Raw genomic sequence first — 17,140 nt, 5'->3', positions numbered from 1 at the left:
GACATCCGGCGCCGGACGCGTTGACTGCGCCGCATGGAGTCCCTCTGGAAGCAGCACGCTCGCACCGTCCCCGCGACGCCGTTCGTCCCCGGTGAACGCGAGATCGTCGTGGTGGGAGCGGGCATCACCGGGCTCGCGACGGCGCTGCTGCTCGCCGAGTCCGGGCGCGAGGTCGTGGTGCTCGAGGCGCGCGAGGTCGCCGGGCTCGCGACGGGCGCGAACACGGGCAAGGTGTCGCTGCTGCAAGGGACGCAACTGTCCGCGCTGCGCTCCCACCACTCGCCCTCCCTGGTGCGCGCGTACGTGCAGGCGAACCAGGACGGGCAGCTCTGGCTGCGATCGTTCGCCGATCGCGTGGGCCTGCCGTACGAGGCGCGCAGCGCCTTCACGTACGCACAGCACGACGCCGGCCGTGCCCGGGTTCGCGAGGAGTTCGAGGCCGCCCGGGAGGCCGGGTTGCCGGTTCGGTGGGCCGCGGCTGATGAGCTCGACCTGCCGTTCCCGGCCCGCTTCGCCGTCGCGTTGGACGGCCAGCTGGGGATGGATCCGGATGCGGCCGCGCATGCCCTTGCGTCGGCCTTCCTCGCCGCGGGCGGCACGCTGCACACCGGCGTGCGGGCGACGGGGGTCTCGACATCGGGGAGGCCGACGGTGCACACGGCCCGCGGTGACATGACGGCGGAGAGCGTCGTGCTGGCGACGGGTGCGGCGGTGCTCGATCGCGGGCTGTACTTCGCCAAGGTGTCGGCGATGCGCTCGTACGCCGTGGCCTTCGCCGTGCCGGAGGAGGTGGCCCTCCCGGAGGGCATGTTCCTCTCCGCGGACGCCCCCAGCAGATCGGTGCGCACCGTGTCCGAGCGCGATGGTCGGTGGGAGCAGACGCGGCTCATCGTCGGCGGCGGCGGACACCCCGTCGGGCGCGCCGCATCCGAACGCGCGCGCATCGCGGAGCTGATCGCCTGGACGCGGCGTCACGTGCCGGAGGCGGTGCCGACCCACCGCTGGTCGGCACAGGACTACACCTCCCACAACCTGATCCCGTTCGTCGGCGTCATGCCTCGCACCGGCGGCAGGGTGCGCTTCGCCACGGGTTACGCGAAGTGGGGTCTCACCAATGGCCCTGCCGCCGCTCTGCGGATCGCGGCGGAGATCGAGGGTGTCGGCGAGAACGAGCGCGCCGACTGGATGCGCAGGCTCGGCACCCGCATCACCGTGCCGGCTGACCTCGCCACAGGTGCGGCGGAGAACGCCAAGGTCGGCGGGCAGGCGGTCCAGGGCTGGGTCGGAGCGCTCCGGCATCCGCCCCGCATCCCCTCGGAGGGGAAGGGCGTCGTCGGTGCGGATGCGGGACGCCCCGTCGGTGTCTCGAGGGTCGACGGCGAGGTCCGCGCGGTCTCGGCGGTCTGCCCGCATCTGGGAGGCGTGCTGAAGTGGAACGACGCGGAGTGCACGTGGGACTGCCCGCTGCACGCCTCGCGCTTCTCGCCCGACGGGCGCCGGATCGAGGGTCCCGCGCTGTCGGATCTGCGGCGATTGCGGCCGCCGTCGTCTGCACAAGCGTGAACGGAGCACTCGCGCACGGGGAGTAGGCTGGGGGACTGGTCGATATCTCGACGTCGAGACGTTTTGCGTCACCCTCCCTCGGACCAGCGAAGGAAGCCCAGTGGATCTGTACGAGTACCAGGCACGAGACCTTTTCGAGAAGTACGAGGTGCCGGTGCTCGCCGGCATCGTCGCGGACACCCCCGAGGAGGTGAAGGCGGCAGCCGAGAAGCTCGGCGGCGTCGTGGTGGTCAAGGCGCAGGTCAAGACGGGCGGTCGCGGCAAGGCGGGCGGTGTCAAGGTCGCGAAGACCCCCGACGAGGCGTACGAGGCTGCCAAGGCCATCCTCGGCCTCGACATCAAGGGCCACGTCGTCAAGCGCGTCATGGTCGCCGCGGGCGCATCCATCGAGAAGGAGTTCTACTTCTCGGTCCTGCTCGACCGCTCCAACCGTTCCTACCTGTCGCTGGCCAGCGTCGAGGGCGGCATGGAGATCGAGCAGCTCGCCGTCGAGAAGCCCGAGGCTCTCGCGCGCATCGAGGTCAACGCGCTCACCGGCATCGACAAGACCAAGGCCCTCGAGATCGCCCGCGCGGCGAACTTCCCCGAGGAGCTCGTCGAGAAGGTCGCTGACGTCTTCGTCAAGCTCTACGCCGTCTACACGGGCGAGGGCGCGACCCTCGTCGAGGTGAACCCCCTCATCCTCGACGGAGGCGGCAACATCATCGCCCTCGACGGCAAGGTCACCCTCGACGACAACGCGACCGAGGTGCGCCACCCCGAGCACGAAGAGCTCGAGGACAAGGATGCGGCAGACCCGCTCGAGGCAAAGGCCAAGGCTGCGGGCCTCAACTACGTCAAGCTCGACGGCCAAGTGGGCATCATCGGCAACGGAGCGGGTCTCGTCATGTCCACGCTCGATGTCGTCGCCTACGCGGGCGAGAACCACGGCGGCGTGAAGCCCGCGAACTTCCTCGACATCGGCGGCGGCGCCTCCGCCACCGTCATGGCGGCGGGCCTGGACGTCATCCTCGGCGACCCGCAGGTCAAGAGCGTCTTCGTCAACGTCTTCGGCGGCATCACCTCGTGCGTCGCCGTGGCGGAGGGCATCGTCAAGGCGCTCGAGATCCTCGGCGACACCGCGACCAAGCCGCTCGTCGTGCGCCTGGACGGCAACCAGGTCGAAGAGGGCCGCGCGATCCTCGCCGCGGCGAACAACCCGCTGGTGACCCTCGCCGCAGGCATGGACGAGGGCGCCGACAAGGCCGCCGAGCTGGCCGCCGCCTGATCGCCCGCATCGGATAAGGACACAGACATGTCGATCTACCTCAACAAGGACTCCAAGGTCATCGTCCAGGGCATCACCGGCGGCGAGGGCACCAAGCACACCGCTCTGATGCTGAAGGCGGGCACCCAGGTCGTCGGCGGCGTCAACGCACGCAAGGCCGGCACGACCGTTTCGCACACCGACAAGGACGGCAACCCCGTCGAGCTGCCGGTCTTCGCGAGCGTCGCCGAGGCCATCGAGGCCACGGGCGCCGACGTCTCCATCGCCTTCGTGCCGCCGGCGTTCACGAAGGACGCCATGATCGAAGCCATCGACAGCGAGATCCCGCTGCTCGTGGTCATCACCGAGGGTGTGCCGGTCGGAGACTCCGCCGAAGCATGGGCCTACGCGATCGAGAAGGGCAACAAGACCCGCATCATCGGCCCGAACTGCCCCGGCATCATCACCCCCGGTGAGTCGCTCGTGGGCATCACGCCCGCCAACATCACCGGCAAGGGCCCGATCGGTCTCGTGTCGAAGTCGGGCACGCTGACCTACCAGATGATGTTCGAGCTGCGCGACCTGGGCTTCTCGACCGCCATCGGCATCGGCGGCGACCCGATCATCGGCACGACCCACATCGACGCGCTCGAGGCGTTCGAGGCCGACCCCGAGACCAAGGCGATCGTGATGATCGGCGAGATCGGCGGCGACGCCGAGGAGCGCGCCGCCGACTACATCCGCGCGAACGTCACGAAGCCCGTCGTCGGCTACGTCGCAGGCTTCACGGCGCCCGAGGGCAAGACCATGGGCCACGCGGGCGCCATCGTCTCGGGCTCCGCGGGCACCGCGCAGGCCAAGAAGGAAGCGCTCGAGGCCGCGGGCGTGAAGGTCGGCAAGACGCCGTCCGAGACCGCCGCCCTCATGCGCGAGATCATCCAGGCTCTGTAAGACCCCTCACGAAGGGCGGATGCGGGCGGCCGAGGCCCCGCATCCGCCCTTCGTCGTATCTCGCCGCAGTAGCCTGGACGCATGCCGCTGACAGGGGAGTACAAGCCGAGCACGTCCGAGTGGGCCCGGTCGCAAGCCGAGCTCTACGAAGCCACCAACGGTGCCGAGGGCGGTGAGCTGCGCGGTGTTCCGATCATCGTGCTGACCACTGTCGGAGCCAAGAGCGGTGGCCTGCGCAAGACTGCGCTCATGCGCGTCGAGCACGACGGGGACTACCTCGTCGTGGCCTCCAAGGGCGGAGCGCCCGAGGAGCCCGCCTGGGGAAACAACATCCGCAAGCATCCGCACGTCGAGCTGCAGGACGGCGCCGTCAAGCGCGACTACACCGCGCGCGAGCTCGAGGGCGACGAACGCGAGCTGTGGTGGGAACGCGCGGTGGCCGTGTGGCCCGACTACGCCGTCTACCAGACCAAGACCGACCGTCAGATCGCGATCTTCGTGCTGGAGCCGCGCGAGGCCTGAGCGCCCGCACACACGCGAACGAGCATCCGTTCGCCGAGTGAGCACCACATTGAGTGCTCGATCGACGAACGGATGCTCGCTCGGCGTGAAGGTGGTGGCTCAGCCGCCGAGGGCCGCCTCGATCGGTCCGCGTACGAAGAACACGACGAAGCCGGCGGCGACGATCCACAGCAGCGGGCTGATGCGGCGGGCGTGGCCCGACAGCGAGCGGATGACGACCCAGCTGACGAAGCCCGCACCGATGCCGTTGGCGATCGAGTACGTCAGCGGCATGACCGTGATCGTCAGGAACACCGGGATCAGCACCGAGACGTCGGTGAGATCGACGTGGCGGATCTGACTCATCATGAGTGCGCCCACGGCGACCAGGGCGGCCGACGCGACCTCGCTCGGCACGATCGTGGTCAAGGGCGTCACGAACATGGCCAGCAGGAAGAGCCCACCGGTCACGAGGTTCGCGAGGCCCGTGCGGGCGCCCTCGCCGATGCCGGTGCCGGACTCGATGAACACCGTGTTGGAGGACGACGAGGTCAGTCCGCCCGCGACGGCGCCGATGCCCTCGACCACGAGCGCGGAGCGCAGGCGCGGGAAGTTGCCTCGCTCATCGGCGAGGTTCGCCTCGCGCGAGAGGCCCGTCATCGTTCCCATCGCGTCGAAGAAGTTCGTGAACAGCAGGGTGAACACGAGCATCGCGGCCGCAAGCACTCCGATGCGGTCGAAGGCACCGAAGCTGACCTGACCCACGAGGCTGAGGTCGGGCAGGCTGAAGATAGATGCCGGGATCTCGGGCACGCTGAGCCCCCATCCGCCGGCGTTGCCGTCGGCGCGGGCGCCGAGGTGCCAGATCGCCTCGACGATGACCGCGACGACGGTGCCGCCCGCGAGACCGATGAGGATCGCGCCCTTGACCTTGCGGGCGAGAAGGATCGCGATGGTGACGAGCGTGAGCACGAACAGGAGCGTCGGGACGGTGGCGATCGAGCCGTTCACGCCGAGGCCCACGGGAGGCGACGCGAGGCCCGTGCTCTGCACGAGTCCGCCGTCGACGAAGCCGATGAAGGCGATGAACAGACCGATGCCGACCGTGATGGCGGTCTTCAGCGCCATCGGCACGGCATCGAAGATGAGCCGTCGCAGGCCGGTCACGGCCAGCAGCACGATCAGGAGGCCGTTGATGAGCACCAGACCCATGGCCTCGGGCCAGGTGACCTCGCCCACCACGCTGACGGCGAGGAACGAGTTGATGCCGAGGCCCGCCGCGAACGCGAAGGGCAACCGGGCGACGAGGCCGAAGAGGATCGTCATCGCGCCGGCGGTGAGCGCGGTGGTCGCCGCGACCTGGGCGAAGCCGAGGGTGTCGCCTGCCACATCCGTTCCGCCGGACAGGATGATCGGGTTCAGCAGGACGATGTAGGCCATCGCCACGAAGGTGACGACGCCGCCGCGGATCTCGCCGCCGACGGTGGCGCCGCGCGCCGTGATGCCGAAGAAGCGGTCGAGACGGCCGGGGGAGGTGGACGAGACGCTGGTGGTACGGGGGTGGTGCACCCGACGAGAGTAGTCGGATGCGGCCCGCTGCGCGATGTGGCGGCGCCGTGGCAGATGCGGGCGGCGTGGGGGACGGTCACGCAAAGGTCCGCTGGGTAGGGTCAGGGGGCCATGCAACGCGTCCTCGTCCTTCTCCTCTCCGCCCTCGACGCCGTCGTGGCGGCGGCCGTCGGCCTCGCCGTCGCAGGCGCCCCGCTGACGGTCTTCTGGTTCGTCGCGTTCGGTTCGGGAGATCTCTCCGCGATCTGGCAGAGCGCCGCGACCATCTGGCAGTTCGGGCACTCGGTTCCGGTCGCGATCACACTTCCCGACGTCTACGTCGTCGAGCTGGGCGTCGATCCCACCCTCGCGAGCTTCACGCTCTCGCTCGCCCCCCTGGCCTTCGCCTCGTTCACCCTGCTCTTCGGCGGGCGCTCGGGAGCCCGCGCCGGTCGCGCCGGGGCGCCGTGGAGCGGCGCGCTCACGGGAACGCTCGTGTTCGCCGCGCTCGCGGCCGGCATCGCCGTCACCTCGCAGGCGCCGCTTGCCGGCACCGATCTCTGGCGCGCCATCTGCTATCCCACCGCGTACTACGCCGCCGGTGTGCTCGCGGGCGCTCTCCACCGGGCCTGGGTCGACGGTGACGACGGACCTGTCGACGCCGTCCGGGCCCGGCTCGATCGCGCCCGAGGCGCGTGGCCGGAGGTGCCCGAGCTCGCCGTGCGCGGCGGGGCGATCGCCGTGACGGGGCTGGTCGCCGTGGGTGCCGCGGTCCTCGGTGTCGCCCTCATCGTGCGCGCTCCGAACATCGTCGCGCTCTCCCAGGCGGGCAACCTGGATGCGGGCGGCGCCGCGGTCCTCGCGCTCGCCCAGTTGCTGTACCTGCCGACCCTGCTCGTCTGGGCGTTGTCCTTCGTCGCGGGCCCCGGCGTCGGGCTCGGCGCGGGGAGCGTCGTCTCGCCCGCGGGCACGCAGCTCGGCGTGCTGCCGGGCGTTCCCATCCTGGGTGTGCTGCCGGAGGGGGCCAGCAGCTGGTACCTGCTGTTCGCCCTGCTGCCGATCGCGGTCGGAGCCGTCGCCGGCTGGGCGACCCGATCCCGCCTCGGCCCGCGCGGCTCGACGGCGGATGCGGAGAGCACCGGCATCCTCGTGACGCTCACGCTGTCGATCGCCGCCCTGGCCGGGCTCGCCACAGCCCTGATGGCGGTCCTGGCCAGCGGCAGCATGGGACCCGGGAGGCTGTCGGCCGTCGGCCCGGACGCCGTCGCCGTGGGCGTCGCCATCGGCGTCGAGGTGGGGCTGGGTGCGGCGATCCTGCTGCTCTCGCCACGTCGGCGCGTCGACGAGGCGGCGGCGACCGCATCCGAGCCGGGTGTGTTCGCGCGGCTGACGGGCGCGCGCCCAGGCGCGGATGACGGCGCCGAGCGGGCGGATGCGGCGCGCGACTAGACTGTGCGGGTGCTCACGGTCGCCGTTCTCATCTCCGGCACCGGCTCGAATCTCCGAGCCCTGCTGGAGGCCGCGGCGGAAGCCGATTTCCCGGCCCGCGTGATCGTGGTGGGCGCCGACCGCGAAGCCTCCGGTCTCGCGCACGCCGAGGAGTTCGGCATCCCGAGCTTCGTCATCCCCTGGCAGGGCGCCGACCAGCGCGAGGCCTGGGGGGAGGAGCTCGATCGGCAGCTGCGCGTCTGGCAGCCCGACCTCGTCGTGCTCTCGGGGCTCATGCGCCTGCTGCCGCCGTCGGTCGTCGCCGCGTGGAGTCCGCGCCTGATCAACACACACCCCGCCTACCTGCCGGAGTTCCCCGGCGCCCACGCCGTGCGCGACGCGATCGCTGCGGGCGCCGCCGAGACCGGAGCGAGCGTCATCGTCGTCGACGACGGCGTCGACACCGGTCCGATCCTCGCCCAAGAGCGCATCGCGGTGCACCCGGGCGACGACGAGTCCGCGCTCCACGAACGCATCAAGCCCGTCGAACGACGTCTGCTCATCGACGTCGTTCGCCGCATCGCCACCGGCGAGCTCGACCTCGCCGCATCCGCCGTCTGACCCACCGCAACCGCCCCACCCCGAGGAGTCCCATGGCCGGGCCCAGCCACGATCCGTCCCTCTACCGCGACCGCGATGTCGTTCCCGTCCGCCGCGCGCTCGTCTCGGTCAGCGACAAGACCGACCTGCTGCGTCTGGCCGAAGCGCTGGTCGCCGCCGGCGTCGAGATCGTCTCGACCGGCTCCACGGCGCAGACCATCCGCGACGCCGGGCACGACGTCGTCGACGTCTCGAGCGTGACCGGATTCCCCGAGTCGCTCGACGGGCGGGTGAAGACCCTGCATCCGGGCGTCCACGCGGGTCTGCTCGCGGACCTCCGCCTCGCGCACCATGAGGAGCAGTTGACCGATCTCGGCATCTCGCCCTTCGAGCTCGTGGTCGTGAACCTCTACCCGTTCGTCGAGACGGTCGCATCCGGCGCATCCGGCGACGCCGTGGTCGAGCAGATCGACATCGGCGGGCCCGCGATGGTGCGCGCCTCGGCGAAGAACTACGCGAACGTCGCGATCGTCGTCTCGCCCGAGTCGTACCCCGCGATCATCGACGCGATCGCCGCCGGCGGCACCTCGCTCGCTCAGCGCAAGGAGCTCGCGGCGCGTGCCTTCGCCCACACCGCGAACTACGATCGCGCCGTCGCGACCTGGTTCGCCGACGAGACCCTCGCCGAGGGCGAGCAGCTGCCCGCGCACCTGACGATCAAGGCCGAGCGGCTCGCGACGCTGCGCTACGGCGAGAACTCCCACCAGCGCGCGGCGATCTACACCCGCACCGGCGGGCACGGCATCGCGCAGGCACTGCAGCTGCAGGGCAAGGAGATGTCGTACAACAACTACGTCGACGCGGATGCGGCACTGCGCGCCGCTTTCGACATGGTCAAGCCCGCGGTGGCGATCATCAAGCACGCCAATCCCTGCGGCATCGCCGTGTCGGCGCCCAACGCGCTCGACGAGATCGCGAGTGCGCACCTGCGGGCGCACGAGTGCGATCCCGTCTCGGCCTTCGGCGGTGTGATCGCGGCCAACCGCACGGTCACGCTGAAGATGGCGGAGAACCTGCGCGACATCTTCACAGAGGTGATCGTCGCCCCGGCCTTCGAGCCGGAGGCGCTGGAGCTGTTCCGTCTGAAGAAGAACCTGCGCGTGCTGCAGCTGCCGGCCGACTGGCAGCAGGAGCGCATGGACGTGCGCCTCGTCTCGGGCGGCCTGCTGCTCCAGGACGCCGACCGCTTCCCGGACGACATCGAGTCCGTCGCGACCGACTGGGAGCTCGTCGCGGGCGAGCGCCCGGCCGGCGAGGAGATGACGAACCTCATCTTCGCCTGGAAGGCGTGCCGCGCCGTCAAGTCCAACGCGATCGTGCTGGCGAAGAACTCCGCCACCGTCGGCATCGGGATGGGGCAGGTCAACCGCGTCGACTCGTGCCGTCTGGCCGTCGAGCGGGCGGGCGACCGGGCGGTCGGCTCCGTCGCCGCATCCGATGCCTTCTTCCCGTTCTCGGACGGACCGCAGGTCCTGCTGGATGCGGGAGTCTCCGCCATCGTGCAGCCGGGCGGATCCGTGCGCGACGACGAGACGATCGCCCTCGCCCGCGAGCGCGGCGTGACGATGTTCTTCACGGGAGAGCGCCACTTCTACCACTGAGTCCCGGCGCTTTCGCAGGACATCACCGCCCCGCAGGACGATCCCTTCCGGATCGTCCTGCGGGGCGGTTGTCCTCCTGCGGGAGGACGTTCAGGCGCTGGGACGGCCGTAGGCCTCGAGCAGCCGCAGCCACACCTCGCTGAGCGTGGGATACGACGGCACGGCGTGCCAGAGGCGTCTGATCGGCACCTGACCGACGACGGCGATCGTCGCCGAGTGGAGGAGCTCGGCCACATCCTCGCCGACGAACGTGGCGCCGATGATCGTGCCCGCATCCTCGTCGGCGATGGCGCGCGCCTGCCCGCGGTAGTCGTCGGCGCGGGTAGCGGCGCCGGCGATCCACGAGAGGTCGTAGTCCAGCACGCGGATGCGGCGGCCCGCGGCTTTCGCGGACGCCTCGGTGAACCCGATGGACGCCACCTCCGGGTCGGTGAAGGTCACCTGGGGGACGGCCTCGTGGTCGGCCGTTGCGACGTGCGCGCCCCAGGGGGCGTCGTCGACGGCGGCGCCGGTCGCGCGGGCGGCGATGACGTCGCCCGCGGCGCGCGCCTGGTACTTGCCCTGGTGGGTGAGCAGGGCGCGGTGGTTGACGTCGCCGACCCCGTACAGCCAGTCGGTCCCGGTCACGAGCATCGTGTCGTCGACGGAGAGCCACTCGCCCGGCGTCAGGCCCACCGCATCCAGTCCGAGATCCTCGGTGCGCGGCACGCGTCCGGTCGCCACGAGCACTTCGGTGGCGCGGATGCGGGTGCCGTCCGACAGCTCCAGCTCCTTCTCGTCGCCGACTCGCTGCGCTGAGACCACGTTCGTGTGGCGGAGGATGCGCACGCCCCGCTCCTCGAGGGCGCGGCCGACGAGATCACCGGCGAACGGTTCGTTGGCGGCCAGCAGCGCACCCCGCACGACGAGCGTGACCTCGGCGCCGAGGTCTGCGTACGCCGTGGCCATCTCCGCCGCGACCACGCCGCCGCCGATGATGGCGAGGGATGCGGGGATCTCCTGTGCGCTGGTCGCCTCCCGACTCGTCCACGGAGCGATGTCGGCGAGCCCCGGGGTGTCGGGCAGGAGTGCCGCCGTGCCCGTGCAGACGGCGACGGCGTGGCGGGCGGTCAGGCGGGTCACGGCGCCTTCCGCATCCGCCACCTCGACCTGCTTGACGCCGACGAGGCGAGCGTGGCCGCGCACGAGGTCGATGCCCGCGCCCGTGAGCCACTCGACCTGCGAGGAGTCGTTCCAGTCGTGCGTGAGGGTGTCGCGACGGCGGAGGACGCCGGCGACGTCGAGGGATCCAGACACGGCCTGCTTCGCGCCGTCGACGTCGCGAGCCTCGCGCAGCACCGCCCCCGCCCGCAGCAGTCCCTTCGAGGGCATGCACGCCCAGTACGAGCATTCACCGCCGACGAGTTCGCTTTCGACGATGACGGCGGTGAGCCCGCCCTGCACGGCGCGGTCGGCGACGTTCTCGCCGACGGGGCCGGCGCCGATGACGATGAGGTCGTAGGTCTGCTCGCTCATGCTGCGACGCTACTCCGTCACGTCCACCCTGGGCCCCCGCTTGCGCCCCCGCCCTCGCGGGTGTGCGTGTGCCGCCGGTGGCCGGCCCTGTTGCCCTCGGGCGGGAAGAGATGCCACCCCGCGCGGCACGGGGTGCGCCGCCTCGGGCGCGGCGGCACGGGCCACGCTGCCGTGTCCGAAAACCGCGAGCCGGTGTCGGGGAGGCATGACAGGCTGGGGACGTGCCCACCTCCGCGATGACCTTCGACGAGCGCTACCGCGCGATCGACGCGCGGGACGCGCGCTTCGACGGCCAGTTCGTCACCGCGGTGCACACGACCGGCATCTACTGCCGTCCCAGTTGCCCGGCGCGCACCCCGCGCGCCGAGAACGTCACGTTCTACCCGACGAGCGCAGCCGCCCACGAGGCGGGCTACCGCGCCTGCAAGCGCTGCCTGCCCGAGGCCGCGCCCGGATCGCCCGAATGGGACCTCCGCGGCGACGTCGCCGGGCGCGCCATGCGCCTCATCGCCGACGGCGTCATCGAGCGCGAGGGCGTGCCGGGGCTCGCCCGCCGCCTCGGCTACTCGTCGCGGCAGCTCGGCCGCATCCTCACCGCCGAGCTCGGCGCACCACCGCTCGCGCTCGCTCGGGCCCATCGTGCCCACACGGCGCGGATGCTCCTCGTCGGCACGGACCTGGCCGCCGCAGACGTCGCCTTCTCCGCCGGCTTCGCGAGCGTGCGGCAGTTCAACGACACCGTCCGCGAGGTGTTCGGGATGACACCGCTCGCGCTGCGCGCGCGCCGGAGGTCCGAGAACCGCGCGACCCCCGGTGAGATCGATCTGCTCCTCGCGCACCGGCGTCCGATCGACGACGACGGTATCTTCGGCTGGATGACGGCCCGTGCGCTCCCGGGAGTGGAAACCGTCACGGCGACGACCTTCGCGCGGACCCTGCGCCTGGCCGGCGGAAACGCGTGGTTCGAGGTGCGCCGCGACGGAGACGCGCTACGCCTCCGCGCCCGCCTTTCACAGCTCGCCGACCTGCCGCAACTGGTCACGAGGGTGCGTCGGCTGTTCGACCTGGATGCGGATCCGCTCGCCGTCGATCAGGCGCTCGCAGCACATCCCGAGCTCGCTGCGCGTGTGACCGCGCTTCCCGGCATCCGCGTCCCCGGTGCCGCCGACCCGCACGAGATGCTCATCCGCGCGATGGTCGGCCAGCAGATCACCGTCGCCGCGGCGCGCACGGCCCTCGCCGCTCTCGCGCAGCACCTGGGGGAGCGGGTGCCCGCCCACGAAGGCACCGACCTGCTCTTCCCGACCATGGCGGTGATCGCCGAGCGCGGCGCGGAGGTGCTGCGCGGACCCGCGGCCCGCATCCGGGCCATCGTGGGCGCTGCCGGCGCCCTCGCCGACGGCTCGCTCGTTCTCGACTCCGGCGGTGACGCCCACGATCAGCGCACGGCCTTGCTCGCGATGCCCGGGATCGGACCGTGGACCGCCGACTACGTGCGGATGCGGGTCACGGGCGATCCCGACGTGTTCCTCCCCGGCGACGTCGCCGTGCGCACGGGCGCCGCCCGGCTCGGGCTCCCCGCGGATCCTCGCGCCCTGACCGCCTGGTCCGTCCGTGCCGCACCCTGGCGCAGCTACCTGACCGCGCACCTCTGGGCCGCCGTCGCAGCCGTGCCCGCGCAGATTCCCCGTCCCGCCCACCTCCCGAACGAGAGCCGCATCGCATGACCGCGCACATCGCCACCATCGCCACCCCCGACGGAGCGTTCACCGCTCTCGTCGACGATCGGCAGCGTGTCCTCGCCTCCGGCTGGAGCGCCGACCACGAGGTGATCGTCGCCCGCGTGCGCGCGGCGGACCGACCCGTCGGGATCGTCGAGGGCGCGGTCGACGCCCTGGATGCGGTGGCCGCGTACTACGGCGGAGACGTGCGGGCCATCGACGAGGTCGAGGTGCACCAGACGGGCACCGCGGGGCAGCTCGCCGGCTGGCGGATGCTGCGACGTATCGAGCCGGGGCAGCCTCTCACGTATGCGGAGTTCGCCGCGGCGCTGGGCAGTCCCCGCGCGGTGCGCGCCGCCGCATCCGTCTGCGCGCGTAACGCGCCGGCCCTGTTCGTGCCGTGCCACCGCGTGCTCCGCACCGGCGGCGGGCTGGGCGGCTTCGCGTGGGGCGTCGACGTCAAACGCAGTCTGCTCGCCCGAGAGGCCGCCTGATCCGCGCGTGGGAATGTCCACGCTGAACTGATCGTTGCGCTCAGGGAACACACAGCATAGGCTGGAGGGCTGTCGCGCGCACTCGCCGCGGCATCCGTGCACTCGAGGAGGACGATATGACTCAGGCATTCGCCATTGCGGTAATCCCCGCCGTCCTCGCGGTGCCCGCGCGCTTCGCGTAGCTGCCGCCCGCCGCCAGTGAGCGGCCTTCTCCCTCTCCGAGCCGCCGCACCTCTGCGCGCGACCTCGTCCTTCTGCGGCACAGCTGTCGCACGCTCTCTTCGAGGATCATGAGTTCCACACCCTCTCGTTCGTCCACCGAACCGTCCACGCTTCGCGCCCTCGCGCGGCTCCTGCCGTTCGTTCGTCCCGTGCTGCGCCCGCTCGTGCTCGGCGCCATCAGCGCGCTCGCCGCCAGCGTCGTCGCCCTGATGATCCCGCTCGTGCTCGAGGGCGTCGTCGCGGGTCCGATCGCCTCCGCCGATCCGACGCAGATCCTCTGGGGCACGCTCGCCGTCATCGGGCTCGGGCTCGCCGAGGCCGCCCTCGTGTGGGGGCGTCGCTGGTTCGTGCTCGCGCCCTCGACCAAGGTCGAGTACGCCTTGCGCACCGGCTTCGCTGCGCGTCTGCAACGACTCCCCGTCGCCTTCCACGACCGGTGGCAGTCGGGTCAGCTGCTCAGCCGCATGATGCAGGACATCAGCCTCATCCGACGCTGGCTCGCCTTCGGCGTCATCCTGCTCGTTGTCAACGTGCTCACGATCGCGCTGGGGTCGGTGCTGCTGTTCCAGTGGCACTGGGTGCTCGGCACGATCTTCCTGCTGTGTTCGGCGCCCCTCTGGTACGCCGGGTACCGCTTCGAGAAGCAGTACGGCGTGCTCGCCCGCCAGAGCCAGGACCAGGCGGGAGACCTCGCGACCGCCGTCGAGGAGAGCGTGCACGGCATCCGCGTGCTGAAGGCGTTCGGGCGCGGATCCCACGCGCTCGCGAAGTTCGCGCGCCAGGCCGAGACGCTGCGCCAGACCGAGCTGCGCAAGGCCACAGCCATCGGCCTGATCTGGTTCTGGCTCGTCCTGCTGCCCGAGATCGCCTTCGCGCTGTGTCTGGCGGCGGGGATCGTGCTCGCTCAGCTCGGCCAGCTCTCGGTCGCCCAGCTGTTCGCCTTCTTCGCGATGGCGACGGTGCTGCGCTGGCCCATGGAGTCGATCGGCTTCCTCTTCTCCTTCCTCCTGGATGCGCGCACCGCCACCGACCGCGTGTTCGAGGTGTTCGACGAGCAGGTCACGATCGACGACCCCGCCACGCCGGTCTCGCTCGAGAACCCGCGGGGTCGGCTCGTGTTCGAGAACGTCCACTTCCGCTACCAGGACGCACCGGACGCGCAGCGCGACCTGCTGGACGGCATCGACCTCGCCCTCGAGCCGGGCGAGACGATGGCGCTCGTGGGGCTCACCGGGTCGGGCAAGACGACCCTGACCACCCTGCCGACCCGTCTGTACGACGTGACCGGCGGGCGCGTGACGCTGGACGGTGTCGATGTCAGGGACCTCACCCTGGCCGAGCTGCGCACGCACATCTCGATGGCGTTCGAGGAGGCGACGCTCTTCTCCTCCTCCGTGCGCGAGAACGTGCTGCTCGGACGCGACGACCTGGATGCGGCCTCGCCGGAGGGCGAGCGCGTGCTGCGCGAAGCGCTGGAGGTCGCCCAGGCCGAGTTCGTCGAGCGTCTGCCCGCCGGCGTGGACACCGTGATCGGGGAGGAGGGGCTGAGTCTCTCCGGAGGCCAGCGCCAGCGTCTGGCCCTGGCCCGTGCGGTCGCCGCGCGGCCGTCGGTGCTCGTGCTCGACGACCCGCTGTCGGCTCTCGACGTCGACACGGAGGCACGCGTGGAGGAGGGGCTGCGTCGGGTGCTGGCCGACACGACCGCCCTCATCGTCGCCCACCGGCCCTCGACCGTTGCGCTCGCGGACCGCGTCGCCCTGCTGGAGGACGGCCGGGTCACCGCGGTGGGCACGCACAGCGAGCTGATGCGCTCTTCGGCGCACTACCGGCACGTGATCTCGAGTCTGGACGAGCAGGAGAAGGAGGAGGTGCGATGAGTACCGTCACGGGAACGAGCGGCGAAGACCGCTCCGACTACACCCGCGCCGAGAGCCGGGAGATCCGGCGCCGCTCGATGCGGCTGCTCGGCTCGCTCGTCGCGCCGCTGCGCGGCAAGCTCGTCCTCGCCGCCGTCGTGCTCGTCGTCTCGACGGCGCTGCGCGTGGTCGGTCCGGCGCTGATCGCATTCGGTATCGACAACGCGCTGCCGGCGGTGCTGGAAGAGCTGGACTGGCTGCCCACGATCGGCGTGGTGGCCGTCTATCTCGTGTCCGGGCTGCTGGGGGCCGCCCTCATCGGGTGGTACGCGGTGGTCGCGGCACGCCTCACACAGGCGGTGATGCTGGACCTCCGCACCCGCATCTTCCGCCACACGCAGCGGCTGAGCCTCGAGTTCCACGAGTCCTACACGTCGGGGCGCATCATCTCCCGGCAGACGAGCGACCTCGACACGATCCGGGAGCTCCTCGACGGCGGCCTCAACGAGCTCGTCTCGGGAGTGCTGTTCGGCGCCTTCACGCTCATCGCCCTGCTGCTGCTGGACTGGCAGAGCGGGGTCGTGCTCATCGTCATGGGCATCCCGCTCGGCCTGCTCATGCGCTGGTTCTACCGCCGCTCGCAGATGGTCTACCGCGAGTCGCGCGTGATCAGCGCGAAGGTCATCGTGCACTTCGTGGAGACCATGACCGGCATCCGTGCGGTCAAGGCGTTCCGCAAGGAGAAGCGCGGCGACGTCGAGTTCGGCGAGCTGAGCGAGCAGTATCGCGACGTGAACATGCGCTCCATCCGGCTGTTCGGCACATTCGAGCCCGGGCTGATGGCGATCTCGACACTGAGTCTCGGAGCGGTCCTGCTCTTCGGCGGCATCCGTGTCGCCGGTGGGGCGCTGGAGATCGGTGTGCTGCTGGCCGCCGTGCTGTACGTGCGCAACTTCTTCTCGCCGCTGCAGGAGGTGGCGATGTTCCTGAACTCCTACCAGTCGGCGGCAGCGGCACTGGAGAAGGTGTCGGGCGTTCTGGAGGAGGAGCCCACGGTTCCCGAGCCCGTGCATTCCGTCGCGCTGGAGCGCCCGCGCGGCGCCATCCGTTTCGACGACGTGGCGTTCGGCTACGGCGACGGGCGCGTCGTGCTGCCCGACTTCTCGTTGGATGTGCCGGCGGGTCAGACGATCGCCCTGGTCGGTACCACGGGGGCGGGGAAGTCCACGCTGGCCAAGCTCGTCTCCCGCTTCTACGATCCGACCCGCGGTGCCGTGACGCTGGACGGCGTGGACCTGCGGACGCTCGGCTCGGCGGATCTGCGCCGCGCGATCGTCATGGTCACGCAGGAGGCGTACCTGTTCAGCGGCACGGTCGCCGACAACATCGCGCTGGGAAAGCCGGACGCGACCCTCGACGAGGTGCGGGATGCGGCGATGGCCGTCGGCGCACACGCGTTCATCGAGGCGCTCCCCGACGGCTACGACACCGACGTGAACAAGCGCGGCGGCCGCGTGTCGGCGGGACAGCGCCAGCTGATCTCATTCGCGCGGGCCTTCCTGGCGAACCCAGCGGTGCTGATCCTCGACGAGGCGACCGCCTCGCTCGACATCCCGAGCGAGCGTCAGATCCAGTCGGCTCTCGGGACGCTGCTCGCAGATCGCACGGCCATCATCATCGCCCACCGCCTCTCGACGGTCGCGATCGCGGATCGCGTGCTCGTCATGGAGCACGGGCGCATCGTCGAGGACGACGCGCCCGAGGCGCTCATCCGCGGCACAGGCACGTTCGCGCGCCTGCACGCCGCCTGGCGCGACTCGCTCGTGTGACGGTT

The 17,140-nt window shown here is 71.1% G+C and carries 13 protein-coding genes; 11 read left to right on the top strand and 2 right to left on the bottom strand.

Features of this window, described 5'->3' with window-relative positions; genetic code table 11:
• Positions 1-33 precede the first annotated feature (33 nt).
• The 4 genes from LXM64_RS12615 to LXM64_RS12600 all read left to right on the top strand — a co-directional run bounded on the left by LXM64_RS12615 (position 34) and on the right by LXM64_RS12600 (position 4,282).
• On the top strand, positions 34-1,563 hold the full coding sequence (locus LXM64_RS12615) for an FAD-dependent oxidoreductase (RefSeq protein ID WP_234073498.1): 1,530 nt from the start codon (positions 34-36) through the stop codon (positions 1,561-1,563).
• Positions 1,564-1,663: 100 nt separating this feature from the next.
• Positions 1,664-2,830 carry an ADP-forming succinate--CoA ligase subunit beta gene (gene sucC, locus LXM64_RS12610; RefSeq protein ID WP_234073497.1) on the top strand — a complete coding sequence of 389 codons (1,167 nt, stop codon included), beginning with the start codon at positions 1,664-1,666 and terminating at the stop codon, positions 2,828-2,830.
• A gap of 27 nt (positions 2,831-2,857) precedes the next feature.
• On the top strand, positions 2,858-3,760 hold the full coding sequence (gene sucD, locus LXM64_RS12605) for a succinate--CoA ligase subunit alpha (protein ID WP_234073496.1): 903 nt from the start codon (positions 2,858-2,860) through the stop codon (positions 3,758-3,760).
• Between the two features lie 81 nt (positions 3,761-3,841).
• Complete coding sequence (locus LXM64_RS12600; protein WP_234073495.1) at positions 3,842-4,282, top strand: nitroreductase family deazaflavin-dependent oxidoreductase; 441 nt, start codon at positions 3,842-3,844, stop codon at positions 4,280-4,282.
• 99 nt (positions 4,283-4,381) lie between these two features.
• Here LXM64_RS12600 and LXM64_RS12595 read toward each other — a convergent pair whose 3' ends face one another.
• Complete coding sequence (locus tag LXM64_RS12595; RefSeq protein WP_234073494.1) at positions 4,382-5,830, bottom strand: NCS2 family permease; 1,449 nt, start codon at positions 5,828-5,830, stop codon at positions 4,382-4,384.
• Between the two features lie 111 nt (positions 5,831-5,941).
• Between LXM64_RS12595 and LXM64_RS12590 the strand changes: the two genes are divergently transcribed.
• The 3 genes from LXM64_RS12590 to purH are packed head-to-tail and all read left to right on the top strand — an operon-like array spanning position 5,942 to position 9,498.
• Complete coding sequence (locus LXM64_RS12590; RefSeq protein WP_234073493.1) at positions 5,942-7,258, top strand: DUF6350 family protein; 1,317 nt, start codon at positions 5,942-5,944, stop codon at positions 7,256-7,258.
• A 9-nt stretch (positions 7,259-7,267) separates the two neighbouring features.
• A complete protein-coding gene (purN, locus tag LXM64_RS12585; protein ID WP_137416263.1) occupies positions 7,268-7,858 on the top strand; it encodes a phosphoribosylglycinamide formyltransferase in 591 nt (196 codons plus the stop codon).
• Positions 7,859-7,890: 32 nt separating this feature from the next.
• Positions 7,891-9,498 carry a bifunctional phosphoribosylaminoimidazolecarboxamide formyltransferase/IMP cyclohydrolase gene (gene purH, locus LXM64_RS12580; RefSeq protein ID WP_234073492.1) on the top strand — a complete coding sequence of 536 codons (1,608 nt, stop codon included), beginning with the start codon at positions 7,891-7,893 and terminating at the stop codon, positions 9,496-9,498.
• Between the two features lie 90 nt (positions 9,499-9,588).
• Here purH and LXM64_RS12575 read toward each other — a convergent pair whose 3' ends face one another.
• Positions 9,589-11,013 carry a dihydrolipoyl dehydrogenase family protein gene (locus LXM64_RS12575; protein WP_234073491.1) on the bottom strand — a complete coding sequence of 475 codons (1,425 nt, stop codon included), beginning with the start codon at positions 11,011-11,013 and terminating at the stop codon, positions 9,589-9,591.
• A 236-nt stretch (positions 11,014-11,249) separates the two neighbouring features.
• Here LXM64_RS12575 and LXM64_RS12570 point away from each other — a divergent pair, with 236 nt between their 5' ends.
• The 4 genes from LXM64_RS12570 (at position 11,250) to LXM64_RS12555 (ending at position 17,135) form a co-directional block, all read left to right on the top strand.
• Positions 11,250-12,740, top strand: coding sequence for a DNA-3-methyladenine glycosylase 2 family protein (locus LXM64_RS12570; protein WP_234075479.1), 1,491 nt, complete (start codon positions 11,250-11,252; stop codon positions 12,738-12,740).
• The gene (locus LXM64_RS12565) at positions 12,737-13,228 is read left to right on the top strand and encodes a methylated-DNA--[protein]-cysteine S-methyltransferase (protein WP_137416266.1); all 492 of its coding nucleotides are present in this window, start codon (positions 12,737-12,739) and stop codon (positions 13,226-13,228) included. Before LXM64_RS12570 ends, LXM64_RS12565 begins: the two co-directional genes overlap by 4 nt.
• Positions 13,229-13,518: 290 nt before the next feature.
• Positions 13,519-15,327, top strand: a complete 1,809-nt coding sequence (locus LXM64_RS12560) for an ABC transporter ATP-binding protein (RefSeq protein ID WP_234073490.1) — start codon at positions 13,519-13,521, stop codon at positions 15,325-15,327.
• The gene (locus LXM64_RS12555; protein ID WP_234073489.1) at positions 15,324-17,135 is read left to right on the top strand and encodes an ABC transporter ATP-binding protein; all 1,812 of its coding nucleotides are present in this window, start codon (positions 15,324-15,326) and stop codon (positions 17,133-17,135) included. Before LXM64_RS12560 ends, LXM64_RS12555 begins: the two co-directional genes overlap by 4 nt.
• Positions 17,136-17,140 lie beyond the last annotated feature (5 nt).

Source organism: Microbacterium binotii, from assembly GCF_021398715.1.
GTDB lineage: Bacteria > Actinomycetota > Actinomycetes > Actinomycetales > Microbacteriaceae > Microbacterium > Microbacterium binotii_A.
This window is presented reverse-complemented; position numbering and strand designations above follow the sequence as displayed.

What these genes read in the sequence shown, in the direction of transcription:
- LXM64_RS12615 (WP_234073498.1), top strand. Translation starts at nt 34, where the DNA reads ATGGAGTCCCTCTGGAAGCAGCACGCTCGCACCGTCCCCGCGACGCCG.
- sucD (WP_234073496.1), top strand. Translation starts at nt 2,858, where the DNA reads ATGTCGATCTACCTCAACAAGGACTCCAAGGTCATCGTCCAGGGCATC.
- LXM64_RS12600 (WP_234073495.1), top strand. Translation starts at nt 3,842, where the DNA reads ATGCCGCTGACAGGGGAGTACAAGCCGAGCACGTCCGAGTGGGCCCGG.
- LXM64_RS12590 (WP_234073493.1), top strand. Translation starts at nt 5,942, where the DNA reads ATGCAACGCGTCCTCGTCCTTCTCCTCTCCGCCCTCGACGCCGTCGTG.
- purH (WP_234073492.1), top strand. Translation starts at nt 7,891, where the DNA reads ATGGCCGGGCCCAGCCACGATCCGTCCCTCTACCGCGACCGCGATGTC.
- LXM64_RS12575 (WP_234073491.1), bottom strand. Translation starts at nt 11,013, where the DNA reads ATGAGCGAGCAGACCTACGACCTCATCGTCATCGGCGCCGGCCCCGTC.
- LXM64_RS12570 (WP_234075479.1), top strand. Translation starts at nt 11,250, where the DNA reads ATGACCTTCGACGAGCGCTACCGCGCGATCGACGCGCGGGACGCGCGC.
- LXM64_RS12565 (WP_137416266.1), top strand. Translation starts at nt 12,737, where the DNA reads ATGACCGCGCACATCGCCACCATCGCCACCCCCGACGGAGCGTTCACC.
- LXM64_RS12560 (WP_234073490.1), top strand. Translation starts at nt 13,519, where the DNA reads ATGAGTTCCACACCCTCTCGTTCGTCCACCGAACCGTCCACGCTTCGC.
- LXM64_RS12555 (WP_234073489.1), top strand. Translation starts at nt 15,324, where the DNA reads ATGAGTACCGTCACGGGAACGAGCGGCGAAGACCGCTCCGACTACACC.